The organism is Rhizobium sp. ZX09, assembly GCF_017357485.1.
GTDB classification, from domain to species: domain Bacteria; phylum Pseudomonadota; class Alphaproteobacteria; order Rhizobiales; family Rhizobiaceae; genus Agrobacterium; species Agrobacterium pusense.
Window position 1 is genome coordinate 1,330,038 of the sequence record NZ_CP031363.1, and the last position, 17,891, is coordinate 1,347,928.

The window sequence follows — 17,891 nt, forward strand, 5'->3', positions numbered from 1 at the left end:
TACGCCCCCTCACACCGCCACACGGTGCCGGTCGGGTGATTAGCTCAGTTGGTAGAGCAGCTGACTCTTAATCAGCGGGTCGTAGGTTCGAGCCCTACATCACCCACCAAATTTCTCCATAATGACAAGACGTTGCGATGCCGGATTGAAGCATCGCGTGAGCTTCGGAAGCCTCGTCTTAGGTCGGGCATTCCGCGCGATAGCAGTAAAATTGCTGCGGCAGTCACGACGCCAGCGCTCGAAGCGTCGCGTGTTTTCGCCTGGCCTCTAAAGTTCCAGCGTCGGCACAGGCTCTTCTACACCGACAAAACGCGGCGCCAGCGGCCGGCCGGCGATACGGCTTCCAAACTGCTCGGTAAAGGGAACAGGTGCCGCCCGCCTCACCGCCTCGATGGCGGATTCGATGAAGGCCCTGCGTCTTGGACTATCCTCCTGCGGGCGCGCGGCAATCACCACCACCTTGTCCCTTATCCTTCCGTCCTTGTGCAAAATGAACTGCAGCGTCACCACCAGTCCCTCCGTGTCCTCCGGCGGCACCCAGCAGGCGAAGATGGCATCGAACATTTCGTTGAGATTGCCGACGGGCGTAGGGTCGTTGCAGGCGCGCGACTGAGCGGAAGCCTGCGTCAGGAAACCTGTCAGCACGATGGCGCAGGCCACAAGGCCCGAGAGCTTGCCGGCCGGGCAAGCCGGGAATGAAAGAATGAACAAATCTGCTATCCTTTGCTCGCGACACAGCCGCAGGATGGTGAGCCCGTGCCGCTTGTCAGTAAGTGATGGTTAAAATATCAATGAAATAAAATCGGATATATTTCCCAACCTAGATACAAAATTATGAAGCAAAAACAGTCATGAACCTTCTAAAATCTATCACAATAATATTTATATTACACAATATATTGCAAAATATACCGCTCTTAATCAATATATACATTAAAACCGCGCCCCAGAAAGGAAATTGACATAATCCCCGGGCGGTTTTTCAGTCATGCTGCGTCGAGGCAACCAACGATCCCGGAATGCCTCTTCAAATTCTTGCGATGAAGCGGACGAAAGTGCGATTCTCGGCGTTGCGGTGACGTTACTTCCGCAAAGCTGTCTCAATCATCCCTATGATCGAGATTATGAGATTACTCATCACCATATTGCTGTTCGTCCTCGGCGCGGTCGGGAGCGGGGTATGTGCGTTTTTATTATCGGCAGCCCTTGCCGATTCCGGGCTCCTCGGCTCCTGTTTCGAGGGAAGCTGTGCTTTCGCGGCGCTTTTCATGGTGCTTCCGGTCACATGGTTCGTCCTTTTCGCGCTTTATGTCATGGCTCTGCTGATCTGGAGACGAAAACCCTTCCGCAACCGAAGCCTCTGAAAAAGCGCATCCCCGCCTCATCGCTACCGGGCATTCGTTGACAGCGACAGGTACTTGCCGTTAACTCCCGCCTGCTGGGGGATTCGCTGCCAGTGATATCGGGCCCTGCGGGGCATATCCGGTATCACCGGCCTCTGAATGTGCATGTTCCAATTTGCGTTTCGCGTTTGAAGGACATGACGGAAAACAGGGAGACCAAACGATGCGGGCCGCAATCAATTCCCCGTCGCTTTCGATCGACACCATGGACTATCAGGCCGAGTGCCAGTTCGCACTGGAACCCTCCATTCAGGGGCTCATTGAAAAAGCCGAACATGCCGGCTGGAACCGCCAGCAGGCCGCACTCGCCATCGTGGCGCTCGCCAGCGAACATCTCACCGATATGTTATCGACGCTCGCAGCGCCGGACCAACGCCCCCACTCCTGAATGCACCCTGCCGCCGGGGCGGATCAGCGCCCGGGCACTCCTGATATCCATCCCCACACACCGATCCCCAGGCTGGCGTAAGCTAAACGCCTCCACCGCAGGCGCATGATGCGCCTTGCGGAGCCGTGCCGGGCCCCACGCCCGCTGCCACGTGATACGCCCCTGTTTACCCAGCAATGTCGGAATGGCGCTGACAGCCTGCCTTAGTGTTGACACAAGCGGCCAATAATGAGAACATATAGTGAACATTATGGAGGTCAGCGATGAACACAGCAGACGCAACCATAGAAAATGCCCTCACCGTCGTGGCCCGTTCCCGTGACATGCGCGAGCGCGCGCTGGAACGCCGGCGCGAATTGCAGCGGCGCACCGAGGTCATCATTACCCGGCCGCTTTACGTGCTGAAGAAGAGCGAAGGACCGCATCAATTGTCGCTGAAGCTCGACAGCTGAGGCTGTCTGCCTTTCTGGTAACGTTCAAACGCTGCAAAACGGCGGCGGCGCGACGCAGCAGACAATGAAAAATCCCGTGCGGATCACATCGCGCACGGGATTTTCAGAATGAAGAGATCATGGTTCTGTCTTATTGCATGCGTTGCATTGCGGCTTTGGGCTCGCCGGTGGTGGCAACCGCCGCGGCGGGAAGGCGATCGGTCTTTTTCAGGATGACGACGGGCTTGTCAGCCGGTTCCGTCGGCGGAACGATGCTTGCGGTTTTGAATTCGCGGTCGACGGCAGGGACGGAAGCGTTGATCTTTTCATGACCCGCGCATTCCGCAAGCGCTGCGCTGGCGGAAAAACCAAAGACAGCGGCGATAATGAGAACTGATTTCATGTCATTCTCCCTTCGCTTTTATGGCAATCTCCAGTCTAGGTGGAGACGAACCGGATTGAAAATCACACTTTAGAGACACCTTATAAACTTCACGTCGGCAGTCGTCGTTTCGATATGCGAATGGTGCGCCAGAACTGGCCATGCTTTGTTATTTCTTCCGCAGATCCAGCGGATTTCCGCAAAGCGGTCTGCGAAATATCATCGCCACGTAACTTCCCTTGAGGGAAATCAGGCTTGGCGTGTAAGTCGAAATCTTCGCCTGGTTGGCGGCCTTGATCGTTCTTCCTTCGAGGGAATTCTGCTGCATTGCACGACTCCTTCCGTAAGCGATAACGAAAATGCACTGTTCTTGTTCCGATCACGGTTTCGTTGGTGCAGTCGAAAGAATGAACGTGTCGCCGCCTGTTTTTTCTTCCGCGGCGGCGAGACGAAGCAGGCGGAACACTCCCCAAGTCCCCCATGCTTGAAAAATCCGCCCGAAAGCTATATATGACCAGGCGCGAGGACGACCTCGGCCACATCGGCGACAGCATGCGGGACGGCCCGGTCACAAACCGGAGAATAGAATGCGCTCCCTGCAAGATCGTATCCGCCACGCCCTCAGTTTCGAGATCATCGGGCTTCTGCTGGTCATTCCACTCGGCGCATTGTTGTTTGGCATGCCCATGGAGGATATCGGCGTCGTGGGCCTCGTCAGCGCCACGCTCGCGACCATCTGGAATTACGTCTATAATCTCGGCTTCGACCACGCCATGCAGCGCCTGAAGGGCACGACGCTCAAGACACCCGCCATTCGGGTCGGGCACGCGGTGCTGTTCGAAGTCGGCCTGCTGATCGTCCTGATGCCCTTCATCGCCTGGTATCTGAATATCAGCCTTGCCCACGCGCTGGTGATGGATATCTCCTTCGCGCTTTTTTACGTGGTCTATGCTTTTGTCTTCAACTGGAGCTACGACCGCGTCTTCCCCCTGCCGGAATGGAAGTCGCAGCAGGACGCCGCCTGAAACGATCGGGAAAATACCGATAGCGTCCGTGCCGGCACCGCGCCTGCACGGACCAACCGTCAGAGAGACTTCAGCGTCCAGGCGACAATCTCGCGCGTGGCGGCGGCAAAGGCCTGGTCGAGTGCTTTCACGAAATTGGCGTTGCCGGAACCGCTGACGCGGGCGCTGGAACGGAACACCTCCTGCGCCTTCACCGTGCCGTTGCGGTCGTTCAGCAGCTTCACCGAGATTTCGATATTGGCGAGATTCTTCGCCGTATCGATCTCGAAGGCGCGGATATCGCTCACGACCTGATAATCGATCGCCAGCCCCTGCCCCGGCCGACCGACGCCACCGAGCTTGCCGGTATCCTCGAACGCTTCCACGAGCTTGGATTGCACCATACGCGGCAGGCGGTCGCTCCACTGCGAGTTGCCGAGATATTGCACTTCCGAGCCAGAAAGCCGCACCACGATGTTTTCGCTGTCCAGCGCCTTTAGCGCAGTCGGATCGGCGATCAGCAACTGACGGCTTTTGAGCGACGGCCCCTGCGTCACCGCCGCCGGCGAGACGGAGAGATCGAAGGTATCGTTCTTCGGCGCGCCCGCGCAGCCCGCCATCATTGCAGCAAGCAACGGGGCCAGAACGAAGGCGCGGCGTTGGCCGTTCATCGATAGTCTCATTGGCCCATACCCCTCTTAGCGCCTTGTTCTGCCGTCATATTGTTTCACGGTTTCGCCGCCGAAAATCAACCGTTGCGGATCGCGGTCGATATTGGTGATGGCATTGTTGAGATTGTCCACCGTCTGTCGCGTGCTGCCGATCAATGCCTGGAAATCTTTCAGGCCCGAGCTTGAGAAGCGGGTCAGATTGTCGGCGATCGGTCCGATGCGGGCATTGAGATTGTCGGCCACCGCCTTGAAGGAGGTGAGCGTCTCACGCGCCTTGGCAAACAGCGAATTGGCGTCGTCAGTGCCGAGCATGCCGTCCACCTTGGCGAGAATCCCATCAACGCGGCTGGAGGCCAGGTTCAGCTTGCGGCCCATCTCGGTGAAATCGGAAACCGCCTGATCGATATCGGCGCGCCGTGCGCCCACATCATCGGCGATCCGCTTGAAGTTCGCGACAGCATCGCGCGCATCGGCGGTCGCAGAGGAAACGTCGTCAACCACGGTGCCCACCTTGGCGGGATCGACGGAGGCGAGAAGCTCATCCGCGCGCTTGACGACCGTCTGCACTTCCGTGCTTGCCGCCTCGAAATTGCGCGCCGTGCTCTGCACCGTTTCCATGATGCCCTGAATATCGCTCGAAGCCGACGCGACATCCTTCGTCACCTTGTCGACATTGGACAGGATGGAATCGATCTTGCCGGCATCCACTGCCTTCACCAGATCTTCGATGGCGCTCAGCGTGCCGTCGAGGCGCACCGAGACCGACTGTACGGTGGTGGAAAGCGAGCTGAGGCTGGCAATGAAATTCTTGATGCCATCGGAGTTTGCCGCCAGCGCATCGGAGAATTTTTCGGCATTGCGAACCGTCTGCGTCAGCGGGCCGCGCGCATCCTGCACGAAGCCCTGCAATTCGCCGATGGCGCCATCGGCGCGCTTCAGTATCTTGTCGGCGGTGGCAAGCAGGTTGGTGACGCTGGAAAGATCGGCCGTCAGCTCGGCCGGAACACCGCTTTCGACGGCTTTCTGCAGAATGCGCTCGCCATCCTTGTTGCCGCCGGAAAGCTCGATATACGCGGCTCCGGTCAGGCCCTGAATTTCAAGCACGGCGCGTGTGGAAGGGAAAACCGGCGCATCCGCCTGTACCTCTGTAAAGGCGATGGAATAGGCCGGGTCGTCGCGGTCGATTGCAAGCCCGCGTACCGTGCCGACGGGAATACCGTTGAAGCGCACCGGAGAGCCTACCGAAAGGCCATTGGCGGAGCCCGGAATACGCACCACAAGCTGTGCTGTCGGGCCACCGCGGCCGAATTCCGCCATCCAGTAAACGAAGCCAAATGCAGCGGCGATCACGATCAGCGTGAAAATTCCGACTATGGTGTAGTTCGCCTTGGTTTCCATGCTTCTCGTTACTCCACCGGATGTTCCTGCCTGTCGTCCGGAAGAACGACAGAGCGCGCCCGTTTACCGCGGAAATAGGACTGCACCCACGGGTCGTCGCAGGCAAGCATGTCCTGCAGCGTCCCTTCCACCAGCACCTTCTTCTGGCCGAGAACCGCAATGCGGTCACAGACGGAGAACAGGCTGTCGAGATCGTGCGTCACCATATAAACGGTCAGGCCGAGCGAATCGCGCAGCCGCGCGATCAGCATATCAAATTCCGCCGCCCCGATGGGATCGAGGCCGGATGTCGGCTCATCAAGGAAGACGAGGTCGGGATCGAGCGACAGCGCCCGGGCAAGCGCTGCGCGCTTGATCATGCCGCCTGACAGTTCCGACGGGTATTTGTCGCCCGCATCGGGCTTCAGCCCCACCATCTCGATCTTGAGATAGGCAAGCTCGTCCATCAGTTTCTTCGGCAGATCGAGATATTCGCGCATCGGCAGCTGGATGTTTTCCTTCACTGTCAGGCCGGAAAACAGCGCGCCCTGCTGGAACAGCACCCCAAGCCGCTGGTCGAGCCTCATGCGCTCGTCCTCGCCCGCCTTGTCATAATCAGAGCCGAGAATGCTGATCGTGCCCGCCTGCCGTGGCAAAAGCCGCAGGACCGTGCGCATCAACACGGATTTTCCGGCCCCGGAGGGACCGATGAAACCCAGGATTTCGCCGCGATAGACATCGAGATTGAGATCTTCCAGCACGTTCCGGCCGTTAAAGCCGACTGTCACGCCCTCGACGGAAAGCACCACCTCGCGGCCGTCTTTTCCGGTCTTTGCCTGCTGCTGCGGTTTCTGGTCCAGTGTTTCCAACGCGCCCTCCCTAGAAATCGATGGCTGCGTAGAAGATGGCAAAAAGACCATCCACCAGAATGACGACGAAGATCGACTTCACCACCGAGGAGGTGACGTGCTGGCCGAGCGATTCCGCCGAGCCGCCCACTTTCATGCCCTCCACCGCCGCGACGATGCCGATGATGAGCGCCATGAACGGCGCCTTGATCATGCCCGCTGCGATGGTCGATTCCTCCACCGCGCCATGCAGGCGCGAGAGGAACACCTCAAAAGTGATGCCGGAATAAAGCAGCGCCACGATGGCAGCACCAAAAAGCGCGGCAAAATTGGCGAGAATGGTCAGAAGCGGCAGCGCAATGGTGAGCGCCACCAGCCGCGGGAACACCAGCACGCCCACGGGATTGAGGCCAATCACCTTCAGCGCGTCGATTTCCTCGCGCATCTTCATGGAGCCGATTTCGGCGGTGATGGCGCTGCCGGAGCGGCCGGCGATCATGATCGCAGTCAGCAGAACACCGATTTCACGCAGCTGGAGAATGCCGACCAGATCGACGACGAAGACCTCAGCCCCGAAATATCTGAGCTGGAACGCGCCTTGCTGGGCGATGATGGCACCGATCAGGAACGACATCAGCATGATGATAGGCACGGCGCGCACGCCCATATGGTCGATCTGGTTGACGATTGCCGCCGGCGAGACGCCGCGCCCGCGTCCGAGCTTCATCTGCGCACCGCGTACTGCGGAACCCAGAATATACATGCCCGCCAGGAAATCCGCGCCGTTCTGGACCACGGCCTTGCCGATCGGAGAAAAGATGCGCTCCACCAGTCCCTCGCGCGCGACCGGCTCCGCCTCCATCTCCGCCTTGTCGGGCAGCTGCCCGATCACCTGCTCGATACGGTCGTTGCCGCTGAGCGTGACGGTCGCACCATTCGCCTCGAGGTCCTTGCGCAGGCGCTGGATGATCCAGGCGCCGGTCGTATCGATGGACTCGACGGAGGAAAGCTCGATCTCCACCGGGCCGGCGGGTCTGCTTTTTTCGATCTTATCGAGATCAGGTAAAACGGCGGAGAGATTACTGTTGCGCCAGGAGCCGCTCATGACATAGCGCAGGCCGCCGCCGGAGACGGCGCCGTCTTCGGTGATTGCGGCCGGGGTCGCCTGTTGCCGTGTGTCCTGTTCTTGCATAATGCTCCGAGCGAATGCAGCCGTCACGAGATTCTTAAAGGTTTCATAACGTTTCGGCCTCCGGCAAGCCACAGTGGCAGCCGACAATTCGTGATAAATTTGGCGTCATGTGTCATTTGACGCCCAATCGGAAGTGAAAAAACATGCCCCGTTACCTTCAAGCCACAACAGAACGTTTCGCCGTTGCTGGCAGCTTCACCATTTCACGCGGCACCCGGACGCATGCGGATGTCGTAACGTGCACCATCCGCGATGGTTCCTTCACCGGCAGAGGTGAATGTGTGCCCTATCCGCGATATGGCGAAAGCATCGAAGGCGTCATTGCCGATATCGAGGCGATGGCGGAGCGGATCGCCGCAGGCCTCACGCGGCAGGAGTTGCAGCAGGCGATGAAACCGGGTGCGGCCCGTAATGCGGTGGATTGCGCGCTTTGGGATCTCGAGGCGAAGATGAGCGGCCAGAGCGTCGCCGAGCAGGTCCTCGGACAGGAGGCAGAGCCGCTCGTCACAGCCTATACGATTTCGCTTGCAGACCCGGAGACCATGGCCGCAAAGACCGCAGAGAACGCCGGACGTCCGCTTCTGAAGATCAAGACCGGCACAGCCGACGATGAAGCCCGCCTGCGGGCCGTCCGCGCAGCCGCACCCGAGGCGCGCATCATCATCGATGCCAACGAAGGCTGGAACGACGACAATATCGAATATTATCTGAGGCTTGCGGCAGAGCTGAAGATATCGCTGATCGAACAGCCCCTGCCCGCCGGCAAGGACGCCATTCTCTCCCGTATCGACCATCCGGTGCTGATCTGCGCCGATGAAAGCGTGCATTCCACCAAGGACCTCACGGGCCTGCGCGACCGCTACGACGCGATCAACATCAAGCTCGACAAGACCGGCGGCCTGACGGAGGCGCTTGTCATGAAGGCGGAGGCCGAAAGGCTCGGTTTCACCATCATGGTCGGCTGCATGCTCGGCACCTCGCTGGGCATGGCACCTGCCGTGCTTGCCGCGCAGGGCACGGCCTTTGCCGATCTCGACGGCCCGCTGCTTTTGGCCGAGGATCGGGAGCCTGGGCTGGTTTATGAAGGGTCGCTTGTTTATCCGGCGCGGCCGGAATTGTGGGGGTAGAGCTCTCGCTAAGGGTCCGGACTGGGTTGGTGCCTAGAGGCTGCATTCGCACCCTCTCTCCGGTGCGTCACCGGAAGGTTACTGAGAAGCCTCTAAAGCCTCACCTCCGTCATGCCGGACCTGATCCGGCATCCAGCCACGGCGCGTCTGCGCCGTGAGAAATAAGTCTTACGCGATCAAAGACTTGATCGCACTGGATCCCGGCTCAGGGCCGGGATGACGGTATGCGGATGCTACAATTTCAACCAACAATCGTTTACAGGTGAGCCTACCATCAGCGCCCGTCAAACGCTCCAATCACGCCGCGTGCTTGCCAATCAGCCCCGGAATATTCACCGGCTCCATTTCGTCCGATGTCTGCTCGGCAACCACTTCGCTCGTCTGCATCCAGGTGATCAGCTCGAAGCTGCCATCGGCGTTCTCGGCAATCGCCGTGCAGCTTTCCACCCAGTCGCCGGTGTTGATGTAACGTATGCCGTCCATGTCTTCCATGACGGCGTGGTGAATATGGCCACAGATCACGCCGTCGACATTGTTGCGCCGGGCTTCATCCGCCACCACACGCTGGAATTCACCGATGAAGTTGACGGCGTGTTTCACCTGCAGCTTGGCCCAGGCCGAAAACGACCAGTAAGGCAGGCCGATGCGGCGGCGTACGGCGGCGATGGCGATATTGATGGCGATTGCTGCGTCATAGGCCCAGTCGCCGAGATAGGCGAGCAGGCGGGCGTTGCGCACCACCACGTCGAACTCGTCGCCATGGATGATGAGATATTTCCTGCCGTCGGCCGCCTCATGGATCATGCGCTCGGCCACTTCGATGCCGCCGAAATGCATGCCGGGGAACTCCCGCAGGAATTCATCGTGATTGCCGGGAATATACACGATGCGGGTTCCCTTGCGGGCCTTGCGCAGCAGCTTTTGCACCACGTCGTTGCAACCCTGCGGCCAGTACCAGCTGCGGCGCAGGCGCCAGCCGTCGACGATGTCACCGACGAGAATGATCGTTTCGGCCTCGTGATGTCTGAGGAAGTCCAGCAGATAGTCAGTCTTGGCCGCCTTGGAACCAAGATGAACATCCGAAATGAAAAGCGTTCTGAACTGTCTGGTTTCGATTTGACCGGCCACGGATTTCATCCCCCTGTTCGGTTGCGTCCCTGCGGCTTTCTTCCCTCTCAGAACCAGACTCGTGTTTCAGCAACATGACAGCGGCCGTTTTTTGCAGGGAATATGACGAAACGCTTCACGAAAACGCGAATAAGCCGTGGCCGCATTTGCATGAGACGCCCGTAAATAACGGCTGTACCACGGGGAAGTTTGTTGTATTCAGGGGTCCGAAATAAAACCAGATACGACGGTGGAAGACATGACCTCTCACGATAAGAACAACACGCCCGCCAACACGGCAAAGGCCGACATCGAAGAACAGGCGCTCTTTTTCCACCGCTATCCGCGCCCCGGCAAGCTGGAGATCCAGGCCACCAAGCCGCTCGGCAACCAGCGCGATCTGGCGCTCGCCTATTCGCCGGGTGTCGCCGCACCCTGCCTCGCCATCCATGAAAACCCGGAGATGGCGGCGGATTACACCGCCCGCGCCAATCTCGTCGCCGTCATCTCCAACGGCACGGCCGTGCTTGGCCTCGGCAATATCGGACCGCTTGCCTCCAAGCCTGTGATGGAAGGCAAGGCCGTCCTTTTCAAGAAATTCGCCGGTATCGACGTGTTCGATATCGAGATCGACGCGCCCGGCATTAACGACATGGTTTCCACCATCGCGGCGCTGGAACCCACCTTCGGCGGCATCAACCTTGAAGACATCAAGGCGCCGGAGTGTTTCGAGGTGGAGCGCCAGCTGCGCGAGAAGATGAACATCCCCGTCTTCCACGACGACCAGCACGGCACCGCGATCATCGTCGCCGCCGCTGTCACCAACGCTCTGGAACTGGCCGGAAAGTCCCTGTCCAGCGTCAAGATCGTTGCCTCGGGCGCCGGTGCGGCAGCCCTTGCCTGCCTCAACCTCCTCGTTGCGATGGGCGCGAAGAAAGAAAACATCTGGGTCCACGACATCGAGGGCCTCGTTTATGACGGCCGCAATACGCTGATGGACGAGTGGAAGGAAGTTTACGCCCAGAAGACCGACAAGCGCGTGCTGGCCGAAACGATCGACGGCGCCGATGTCTTCCTCGGCCTGTCGGCGGCAGGCGTTCTGAAGCCGGAACTGCTGGAGCGCATGGCGGAGAACCCGCTGATCCTCGCGCTTGCCAACCCCAAGCCAGAAATCATGCCGGAAGAGGCGCGTGCCGCCCGCCCGGACGCGATGATCTGCACCGGCCGTTCGGATTTCCCGAACCAGGTCAACAACGTGCTTTGCTTCCCCTATATCTTCCGCGGCGCGCTCGATTGCGGCGCGACGACGATCAACGAGGAAATGAAGATGGCCGCCGTGCAGGCCATCGCGGAACTCGCGCGTGAGGAAGTTTCCGAAGTGGCCGCCAAGGCTTACAGCGGCGAAACGCCGATCTTCGGCCCGACCTACCTCATCCCCTCGCCCTTCGATCCGCGCCTTATCCTGCGCATTGCCCCGGCCGTTGCCCGTGCTGCCGCCGCAAGCGGCGTTGCCGCCCGGCCGATCACCGATTTCGAAGCCTATCTCGACCAGCTGAACCGCTTCGTCTGGCGCTCGGGTTTCATCATGAAGCCTGTCTTCAACGCCGCAAAGGCCGCCGAAAAGAAGCGCATCATCTTTGCCGAAGGCGAAGACGAGCGCGTGCTGCGCGCCGCCCAGGTGCTCTTGGAAGAAGGCACCGGCATCCCGATCCTCATCGGCCGTCCGCAGATCATCGAAACGCGCCTCAAGCGTTTCGGTCTGCGCATCCGCCCGCATACGGATTTCGCCGTGGTGAACCCGGAAGACGATCCGCGCTACCGCGACTACGTGGACGATTATTTCGCCCTGGTCGGCCGCGCCGGCATCAACCCGGAAGCGGCACGTACCATCGTGCGCACCAACACGACTGTCATCGGTGCGCTGTCGGTCAAGCGTGGCGAAGCCGATGCGCTGATCTGCGGCCTCGAAGGCCGTTACGACCGCCATCTGCGCGATGTGAACCAGATCATCGGCAAGCAGGACGGCGTCCGCTCCTTCGCCGGCCTCAGCCTACTCATCACCCAGCAGGGTGCGCTGTTCCTCACCGATACCTTCGTCAACAACGACCCTACATCGGAAGAAGTGGCCGAAATGGCCATTCTTGCCGCGAAGGAAATCCGCCGCTTCGGCATCACGCCGAAAATCGCGCTCGCCAGCCATTCCAATTTCGGCTCGCGCGATTCCGAAAGCGCCCGCAAGATGCGCCGCGCGCTGAAGATCGTGCAGGCGGCTGCACCCGAACTGGAAGTGGACGGCGAAATGCAGGGCGGCTCGGCCCTGTCAGAAGCGCTGCGCAAACGCGCCATGCCCAACAGCGTGCTGACCGGCGAAGCAAACCTGCTAGTCTTCCCGAACCTCGATGCGGCCAACATCACGCTGGGCGTCACCCGCACCTTGACGGAAGGCCTGCATGTCGGCCCGATCCTGCTCGGCACGGCCCTGCCCGCCCATATCCTGTCGCCCAGCGTCACCTCGCGCGGCGTCGTCAACATGGCGGCCTTTGCCGTGGTGCAGGCCTCGCACCCTTCGGTGTGATGAAGGCGCATTAACGCAGTTTTGAACATGCTGTTGCCGCAATGCGGCAACAGCTTATGTTATCTTCCTGAAACACGGATTTCCTGAAGCATAACACCCCTGCCACCGGCCGGGGACATTAAACGGATCGCACAATTGACCCGGCGCAGCCGCATCATCGGCCTTCTGCTTCCCCTTGTTTTCATTGCTCCTGCCGCCGCTCTTGCGGATCAGGTGTGCGATACGCTTTATCAACAGTTGCGAGAACCACCCCGTGTCATCGGCAACACGGGCGAGGTGCGGCGCTATGCCAATGCGCTTGCCCACCAGAACATCGTCATCCGCAAGATCAGGAACGACATGCGCAGCTATGGCTGCTCGTCCGGCAGCGTCATCGTTTATGGCAATCCCAATGCCGGGCTCTGCGCCGAGATCGGCGATGCGCTGGTGGATGCCGAGGCCGAACGCGACGCGATCATCCGCGATCGCGACGACGCCATGGCGGCGGCGAGGAGCGACGACGGCGATACCAGGCGCGAGCGCATTCTTGCCGCCCTCGATGCCAATGGCTGCACCCCCGCTGAGGAGATGAACCGTCAAGCATCGCCTGCACCCGATGTGACGCGTTATCCCGATGCCTTCAGGCAGAATGGCGGTGAGCCGGGACAGGCGGGCCTTTCCCCTTACCCCAACGCCGCGGAGGGCGGGCTTCGCACACTCTGCGTGCGCACCTGCGACGGCTCATTCTTCCCGATCGCCTCCAACGCCTCGCCGCTCGATTTCCGCGCCCAGGCCGAACAGTGCCAGAAAATGTGCCCGGGAACCGAGACGGAGCTCTATTTCCACTCCATGACGGATCAGGAAACAGCAGACATGGTGTCCGCTGAAACCGGCAAACCCTACAAGGACCTGCCGACCGCCTTCGCCTATAGCAATGCCTCAACGAAAGCGCCCGGCTGCGCCTGCAACATGGCCGCCTATCACGAGGAGATGCAAAAGCAGGAACAGGCGTCCCGGCCGGAAGCCGAAAAGCCCTATTCCAGCATCACCACCATTCCATCGCCGCAAGGTGACAAGGCCCCGAAGCCCGCCGAGCAGCAGGCCGCAAAGCCGCCGGAACAACCTGTTCCTGAGCGCGACTATGACCCGAACGACACAAAAGTACGCGTCATCGGGCCCAAATTCCTGCCGGACCAGACCGGCAAGATCGACCTGAAGAACCCGGCGCTGAAGGGTATCCAGCCACAGCAGTGAAATCTCTTCTGCACGCGGAATGGTGCGAGCGCGTGCCCCTTGTTTCTTCTCCCCGGCGGGGAGAAGTCCGCGGCAGCGGGATGAGGGGGCAAGCTCTCCGTAAATCTCTGTCTTTGCCCCCTCATCCGACCCTTCGGGCCACCTTCTCCCCGGCGGGGAGAAGAAATGCGCGGCAACGTCCCGCCCTGTTCGCAGGCCTCCGGGCCTACACCCCACCCCAGCGGTTACGAAACACAAGCTCTTCCAGCGGCACGCGCTGCCGCCAGCCCTTCACCGCCAGTTCCGGTTCGGTATAAAGTGTATCGACGCGACCGAGGCACAGCCAGGCGACAATCTCGATATGATCAGGGATATCCAGAATGGCCCTGATATCGCTGTCGTGGAAAATGCTGACCCAGCCGACGCCGACGCCTTCGGCGCGGGCCGCGAGCCAGAGGTTCTGGATGGCGCAGACGGTGGAATAGACATCCGTGCGTGCATTATGGGTGCGACCCAGCTCCACCTTGCCACCCCGTGTCGGATCGCAGGTCACGCAGATGCTGAGCGGCGCCTTGCGGATGCCTTCGAGCTTCAGGCTGCGATAAAGCGCCTGCTTTTCACCCGTAAACATCGCCGCCGCCTCTTCATTGGCGCGGCTGAAGGCCACCCATGCCGCCTGGCGCACGGCGCCATCGGTGACGAGGGTGAAGTTCCACGGCTGCATGAAACCGACCGATGGCGCCGAATGCGCCGCCCTCAAAAGGCGCTCGATGAGATCATCCGGCAGCGGGTCCGGCAGGAACTGGTCGCGCACATCGCGGCGGGTTTCGATGGCACGATAGACGGCCTCACGCTCCTCGCCGGAAAACGGGCGGGCGGGCGAAAGCGCGTGATCGAACGGGTTGGAGTCGGGCGGCATGGTGACGGGCGACATGGTGACGGGCGGTTCGGTCGGCATCGTTTATCCCTAACAATGCGGGGCGGGCCGGTGCCGAAACCATGGGAGGTTTGCAGCGACGACGCGCTTTTCCAGCGACCTGCCGCCGTCCGCGCGGTTCGGTCCATCCTGCCAGGCCGGTCTTCTGACTAAGCTTCATCCGCCCCGTTTCGCCTTCCCGAATTGCTCCAGTGGCATGAGAAACAGAGCATCCGCCTCACAGCGTTGGGCACGTTCCGGTTTTTCACCGGATTCCCGATTCTCCCGCCGAAGGGCGGGCACCTGACGGGTGAAGCTATGGGCAAAAAAGCTTGCGAACACAAGTGCGGTGCAGGTGGTGCGGCAATGTGGCCTGCCGCACCTTACCTTCATCACTCCACCGGGAAATATCTGACATAAGCGAACTCGTCGCCATCAGGTGACCAGTTGGGGGAGTTCATCGTGCCCTGCCCGCCAAACAGCTCGAAAAGCGTTTCGACATTGCCGCCATCCATATCCATCAGCCGCACCCGCACGTCGAGATCGCGGGGATGATCGAACACGTCGCCGTCATAGGAAATGAAGACAACCTTGTCCCCCCTTGGTGACGGGTGCGGAAACCAGTCGCCATAGGAGCTGTCGGTGATGCGCTCCACGGCTGAGCCATCCACCCGCACCCGCCAGATTTGCATCCGTCCGGTGCGGCTGGAATTGAAATAGATCCACGCGCCGTCAGGCGAATAATCCGGCCCGTCATTGCGGCCCTCGCCATGGGTAAGGCGTGTTTCAACGCCGCTGTTTATGTCCATGGAATAGATATCGAAAATCTGATCGCGAATGCCGCAATACGCAAAGCTTTTCCCATCCGGTGACCAGCCGTGCCAGTAGGAAGGAAGGTTCCTTGTCATTAGCCGCGGCGCGCCGCCCGCCGATGACAGGAGATAGATGGCGCTTTTGCCGAACTCCACCTTGTCGGAAATGGCATAAAGCGAACCGTCAGGCGAAATGCCGTGGTCGTTGTTGCAGAGCGTGGCAAAGCCGGTATCGACCTTCTCCGGCGACACGTCACCGGCAAGAGACAGACGATAAAGCAGCCCTTCGCTGTTCAACAGCAGATATTGTCCATCCGGCGACCAGTTCGGCGCTTCGAAAAGATCGGGCGTCTGCCACATCACCCGCATCTGCCGGGTGCGGATGTTGAAGATTTCGATGGAGCTGCGCATTCTGCCTCCGTTGTGGAACGATCGCATGCCACCTGTTTCTTCTCCCCGCCCGGGGAGAAGTCCGCGGCAGCGGGATGAGGGGGCAAGGGTCGATGTATACGGAGAGCTTGCCCCCTCATCCGACCCTTCGGGCCACCTTCTCCCCGGCGGGGAGAAGAAATATGCCGCACCGCCTCACAATGCGCTTGCCCAATTCATTAAGCAGGGACGGCGTTAAACGCGCCTTCCCAAAACGCCCTACCGATCACGGAACCGGTTGGTGATCGGATAACGCCGGTCCCGCCCAAAGTTCTTCTTGGTGATCTTCACACCCGGCGCCGATTGCCGGCGCTTGTACTCGGCGAGGTAAAGCAGATGCTCCACCCGGTGCACGGTCGCCACATCATGGCCGCGCGCCAGAATTTCCTCGACCGACATTTCCTTCTCGACAAGGCACTCAAGAATATCGTCCAGCACGGGATAAGGCGGCAGCGAATCCTGGTCGGTCTGGTTGGGGCGCAATTCGGCCGATGGAGCCTTGGCGATAATGTTGGCGGGGATCACTTCGCCGGAAGGGCCAAGCGCGCCCGGCGGCACATGGGCGTTGCGCCAGGCGGAAATGGCATAGACCTGCATCTTGTAGAGGTCCTTGATGGGGTTGAAACCACCATTCATGTCGCCATAAAGCGTCGCGTAACCCACCGACATCTCCGACTTGTTGCCCGTCGTCACCACCATGGATCCGAACTTGTTGGAAACGGCCATCAGGATGGTGCCGCGCGTGCGGCTCTGCAGGTTTTCTTCGGTAATGCCCTCTTCCGTGCCCTCGAAAAGTTCTGACAGCGCAGACAGGAAACCTTCCACCGGCTCCACGATCGGCACGATATCGTAACGGCAGCCGAGCGCTTTCGCACAATCGGCGGCGTCCTTCAGCGATTCTTCCGAGGTATAGCGGTAAGGCAGCATGATGCAGCGTACCCGCTCCTCGCCCAGCGCATCGACGGCAAGGGCGGCGCAGATCGCCGAATCGATGCCGCCGGAAAGGCCGAGAACCACGCTCTTGAAACCGTTCTTGTTGACGTAATCGCGAAAGCCCAGCATGCAGGCGCGGTAATCCGCCTCCTCACCCTCGGGAATCTTGGAAAATGGCCCGCTTTCGCAGCGCCAGCCATCCGCTGTGCGTTTCCAGTCGGTGACGGCAAGCGTGGCTTCGAACTGGCTCATCTGGAAGGCGAGCGTCTTGTCGGCGTTGAAACCGAAGCTCGCACCGTCGAACACCAGCTCGTCCTGCCCGCCCAGCTGGTTGGCGAAAACCAGCGGCAGGCCGCTTTCGATCACCTGCCGGAGTGCCACCTGATGGCGCACATCCAGCTTGCCGCGGTAATAGGGCGAGCCGTTCGGCACCAGCAGGATTTCCGCGCCACTTTCGGCCAGCGTCTCGCAGACGCCCATGTCGTTCCAGATTTCCTCGCAGATCGGAATGCCGATCCTCACCCCGCGGAAGTTATAGGGCCCGGAAATCGACCCTTCGGAGAAAACACGCTTTTCGTCAAACTCGCCGTAATTCGGCAGGTCGATCTTGTCGCGCAGCGCAATGATCTTGCCGCCATCGAGAAGCGCCACGGAATTGTGCCGACCCGTCTCGCCCTGTCGCGGAAAACCGATAACGATACCCGGCCCGCCATCGGCGGTTTCCGCAGCCAGTTCTTCCACCGCTTTCAGACATGCTTTCAAAAAAGCAGGTTTCAGCACCAGATCCTCTGGCGGATAGCCGGAAATGAAGAGTTCGGTGAGAAGCAGAAGATCGGCGCCCTGCGTTGCCGCATCGGCCCTTGCCTCACGCGCCTTGGCGAGATTGCCCGCCACGTCGCCAACGGTGGGATTGAACTGCCCGACGGCAATCCGGAGATGGTTCTCTATATCGTGTCTGTCGCTCATAAACCTTCAATACCGCGCCCGTGATCGCTCCGCAACGCAGCAATTCCCACTTGCATTCATTCGTGCGCTTCTCGACACAGCCGCCCTCACGCGAAGGTTATCGCGCTTATATGCACAT

At 60.1% G+C, this 17,891-nt stretch carries 18 protein-coding genes, 1 tRNA gene and 1 riboswitch; of the genes, 8 read left to right on the forward strand and 11 right to left on the reverse strand.

Annotated features, from left to right (window positions below; genetic code table 11):
• Window positions 1–33: 33 nt before the first annotated feature.
• A tRNA-Lys gene (locus BTN45_RS06530) sits at window positions 34–109 on the forward strand.
• A 158-nt stretch (window positions 110–267) separates the two neighbouring features.
• Here BTN45_RS06530 and BTN45_RS06535 read toward each other — a convergent pair.
• Entirely contained in the window at window positions 268–711 is a 444-nt protein-coding gene (locus BTN45_RS06535) for an energy transducer TonB (protein ID WP_246751674.1), read from the reverse strand.
• A 401-nt stretch (window positions 712–1,112) separates the two neighbouring features.
• On the opposite strand from BTN45_RS06535, the gene BTN45_RS26685 reads away from it, so the two are divergent.
• From BTN45_RS26685 to BTN45_RS06545, 3 genes are all read left to right on the forward strand, one after another.
• Entirely contained in the window at window positions 1,113–1,364 is a 252-nt protein-coding gene (locus BTN45_RS26685) for a hypothetical protein (protein ID WP_004442017.1), read from the forward strand.
• A gap of 202 nt (window positions 1,365–1,566) precedes the next feature.
• Window positions 1,567–1,791, forward strand: a complete 225-nt coding sequence (locus BTN45_RS06540) for a hypothetical protein (protein ID WP_004442019.1) — start codon at window positions 1,567–1,569, stop codon at window positions 1,789–1,791.
• 263 nt (window positions 1,792–2,054) lie between these two features.
• Window positions 2,055–2,243 (forward strand): hypothetical protein, encoded by a 189-nt coding sequence (locus BTN45_RS06545; RefSeq protein WP_207589408.1) that lies wholly within the window; start codon window positions 2,055–2,057, stop codon window positions 2,241–2,243.
• A 130-nt stretch (window positions 2,244–2,373) separates the two neighbouring features.
• On the opposite strand, the gene BTN45_RS06550 is transcribed toward BTN45_RS06545, so the two are convergent.
• Both BTN45_RS06550 and BTN45_RS06555 read right to left on the reverse strand, forming a co-directional pair.
• Window positions 2,374–2,625 carry a hypothetical protein gene (locus tag BTN45_RS06550; protein WP_207589410.1) on the reverse strand — a complete coding sequence of 84 codons (252 nt, stop codon included), beginning with the start codon at window positions 2,623–2,625 and terminating at the stop codon, window positions 2,374–2,376.
• Between the two features lie 148 nt (window positions 2,626–2,773).
• Complete coding sequence (locus BTN45_RS06555; RefSeq protein WP_207589412.1) at window positions 2,774–2,932, reverse strand: hypothetical protein; 159 nt, start codon at window positions 2,930–2,932, stop codon at window positions 2,774–2,776.
• A 259-nt stretch (window positions 2,933–3,191) separates the two neighbouring features.
• On the opposite strand from BTN45_RS06555, the gene BTN45_RS06560 reads away from it, so the two are divergent.
• Window positions 3,192–3,629, forward strand: coding sequence for a PACE efflux transporter (locus BTN45_RS06560; protein WP_207589420.1), 438 nt, complete (start codon window positions 3,192–3,194; stop codon window positions 3,627–3,629).
• Window positions 3,630–3,688: 59 nt separating this feature from the next.
• Here the strand turns inward: BTN45_RS06560 and BTN45_RS06565 are convergent, their stop codons facing one another.
• Genes BTN45_RS06565 through BTN45_RS06580 form a run of 4 tightly spaced genes read right to left on the reverse strand, consistent with a single transcriptional unit; the run spans window position 3,689 to window position 7,696 of the window.
• The gene (locus tag BTN45_RS06565; protein WP_045533661.1) at window positions 3,689–4,291 is read right to left on the reverse strand and encodes an ABC-type transport auxiliary lipoprotein family protein; all 603 of its coding nucleotides are present in this window, start codon (window positions 4,289–4,291) and stop codon (window positions 3,689–3,691) included.
• A 15-nt stretch (window positions 4,292–4,306) separates the two neighbouring features.
• Window positions 4,307–5,677, reverse strand: a complete 1,371-nt coding sequence (locus BTN45_RS06570) for an MlaD family protein (protein ID WP_004442026.1) — start codon at window positions 5,675–5,677, stop codon at window positions 4,307–4,309.
• A gap of 8 nt (window positions 5,678–5,685) precedes the next feature.
• Window positions 5,686–6,525: an ABC transporter ATP-binding protein gene (locus BTN45_RS06575; protein WP_207589422.1), complete on the reverse strand. Its 840-nt coding sequence runs from the start codon at window positions 6,523–6,525 to the stop codon at window positions 5,686–5,688.
• Window positions 6,526–6,535: 10 nt separating this feature from the next.
• Window positions 6,536–7,696 (reverse strand): ABC transporter permease, encoded by a 1,161-nt coding sequence (locus BTN45_RS06580; RefSeq protein WP_006697379.1) that lies wholly within the window; start codon window positions 7,694–7,696, stop codon window positions 6,536–6,538.
• 143 nt (window positions 7,697–7,839) lie between these two features.
• On the opposite strand from BTN45_RS06580, the gene dgcA reads away from it, so the two are divergent.
• The gene (dgcA, locus tag BTN45_RS06585) at window positions 7,840–8,823 is read left to right on the forward strand and encodes an N-acetyl-D-Glu racemase DgcA (protein ID WP_207589424.1); all 984 of its coding nucleotides are present in this window, start codon (window positions 7,840–7,842) and stop codon (window positions 8,821–8,823) included.
• 297 nt (window positions 8,824–9,120) lie between these two features.
• On the opposite strand, the gene BTN45_RS06590 is transcribed toward dgcA, so the two are convergent.
• Window positions 9,121–9,960, reverse strand: a complete 840-nt coding sequence (locus tag BTN45_RS06590; RefSeq protein ID WP_006697377.1) for a UDP-2,3-diacylglucosamine diphosphatase — start codon at window positions 9,958–9,960, stop codon at window positions 9,121–9,123.
• Window positions 9,961–10,189: 229 nt separating this feature from the next.
• On the opposite strand from BTN45_RS06590, the gene BTN45_RS06595 reads away from it, so the two are divergent.
• Window positions 10,190–12,505 carry an NADP-dependent malic enzyme gene (locus tag BTN45_RS06595; RefSeq protein WP_173614669.1) on the forward strand — a complete coding sequence of 772 codons (2,316 nt, stop codon included), beginning with the start codon at window positions 10,190–10,192 and terminating at the stop codon, window positions 12,503–12,505.
• 135 nt (window positions 12,506–12,640) lie between these two features.
• Window positions 12,641–13,738, forward strand: coding sequence for a DUF2865 domain-containing protein (locus BTN45_RS06600; RefSeq protein ID WP_207589426.1), 1,098 nt, complete (start codon window positions 12,641–12,643; stop codon window positions 13,736–13,738).
• A 205-nt stretch (window positions 13,739–13,943) separates the two neighbouring features.
• Here BTN45_RS06600 and bluB read toward each other — a convergent pair whose 3' ends face one another.
• The 3 genes from bluB to BTN45_RS06615 all read right to left on the reverse strand — a co-directional run bounded on the left by bluB (window position 13,944) and on the right by BTN45_RS06615 (window position 17,773).
• Window positions 13,944–14,636: a 5,6-dimethylbenzimidazole synthase gene (bluB, locus tag BTN45_RS06605; protein WP_207589662.1), complete on the reverse strand. Its 693-nt coding sequence runs from the start codon at window positions 14,634–14,636 to the stop codon at window positions 13,944–13,946.
• Window positions 14,637–14,771: 135 nt separating this feature from the next.
• Window positions 14,772–14,955: riboswitch (cobalamin riboswitch) on the reverse strand.
• A gap of 70 nt (window positions 14,956–15,025) precedes the next feature.
• The gene (locus BTN45_RS06610) at window positions 15,026–15,856 is read right to left on the reverse strand and encodes a TolB family protein (protein WP_207589428.1); all 831 of its coding nucleotides are present in this window, start codon (window positions 15,854–15,856) and stop codon (window positions 15,026–15,028) included.
• A 237-nt stretch (window positions 15,857–16,093) separates the two neighbouring features.
• A complete protein-coding gene (locus tag BTN45_RS06615) occupies window positions 16,094–17,773 on the reverse strand; it encodes an NAD+ synthase (RefSeq protein WP_004442045.1) in 1,680 nt (559 codons plus the stop codon).
• Window positions 17,774–17,891: the final 118 nt, after the last annotated feature.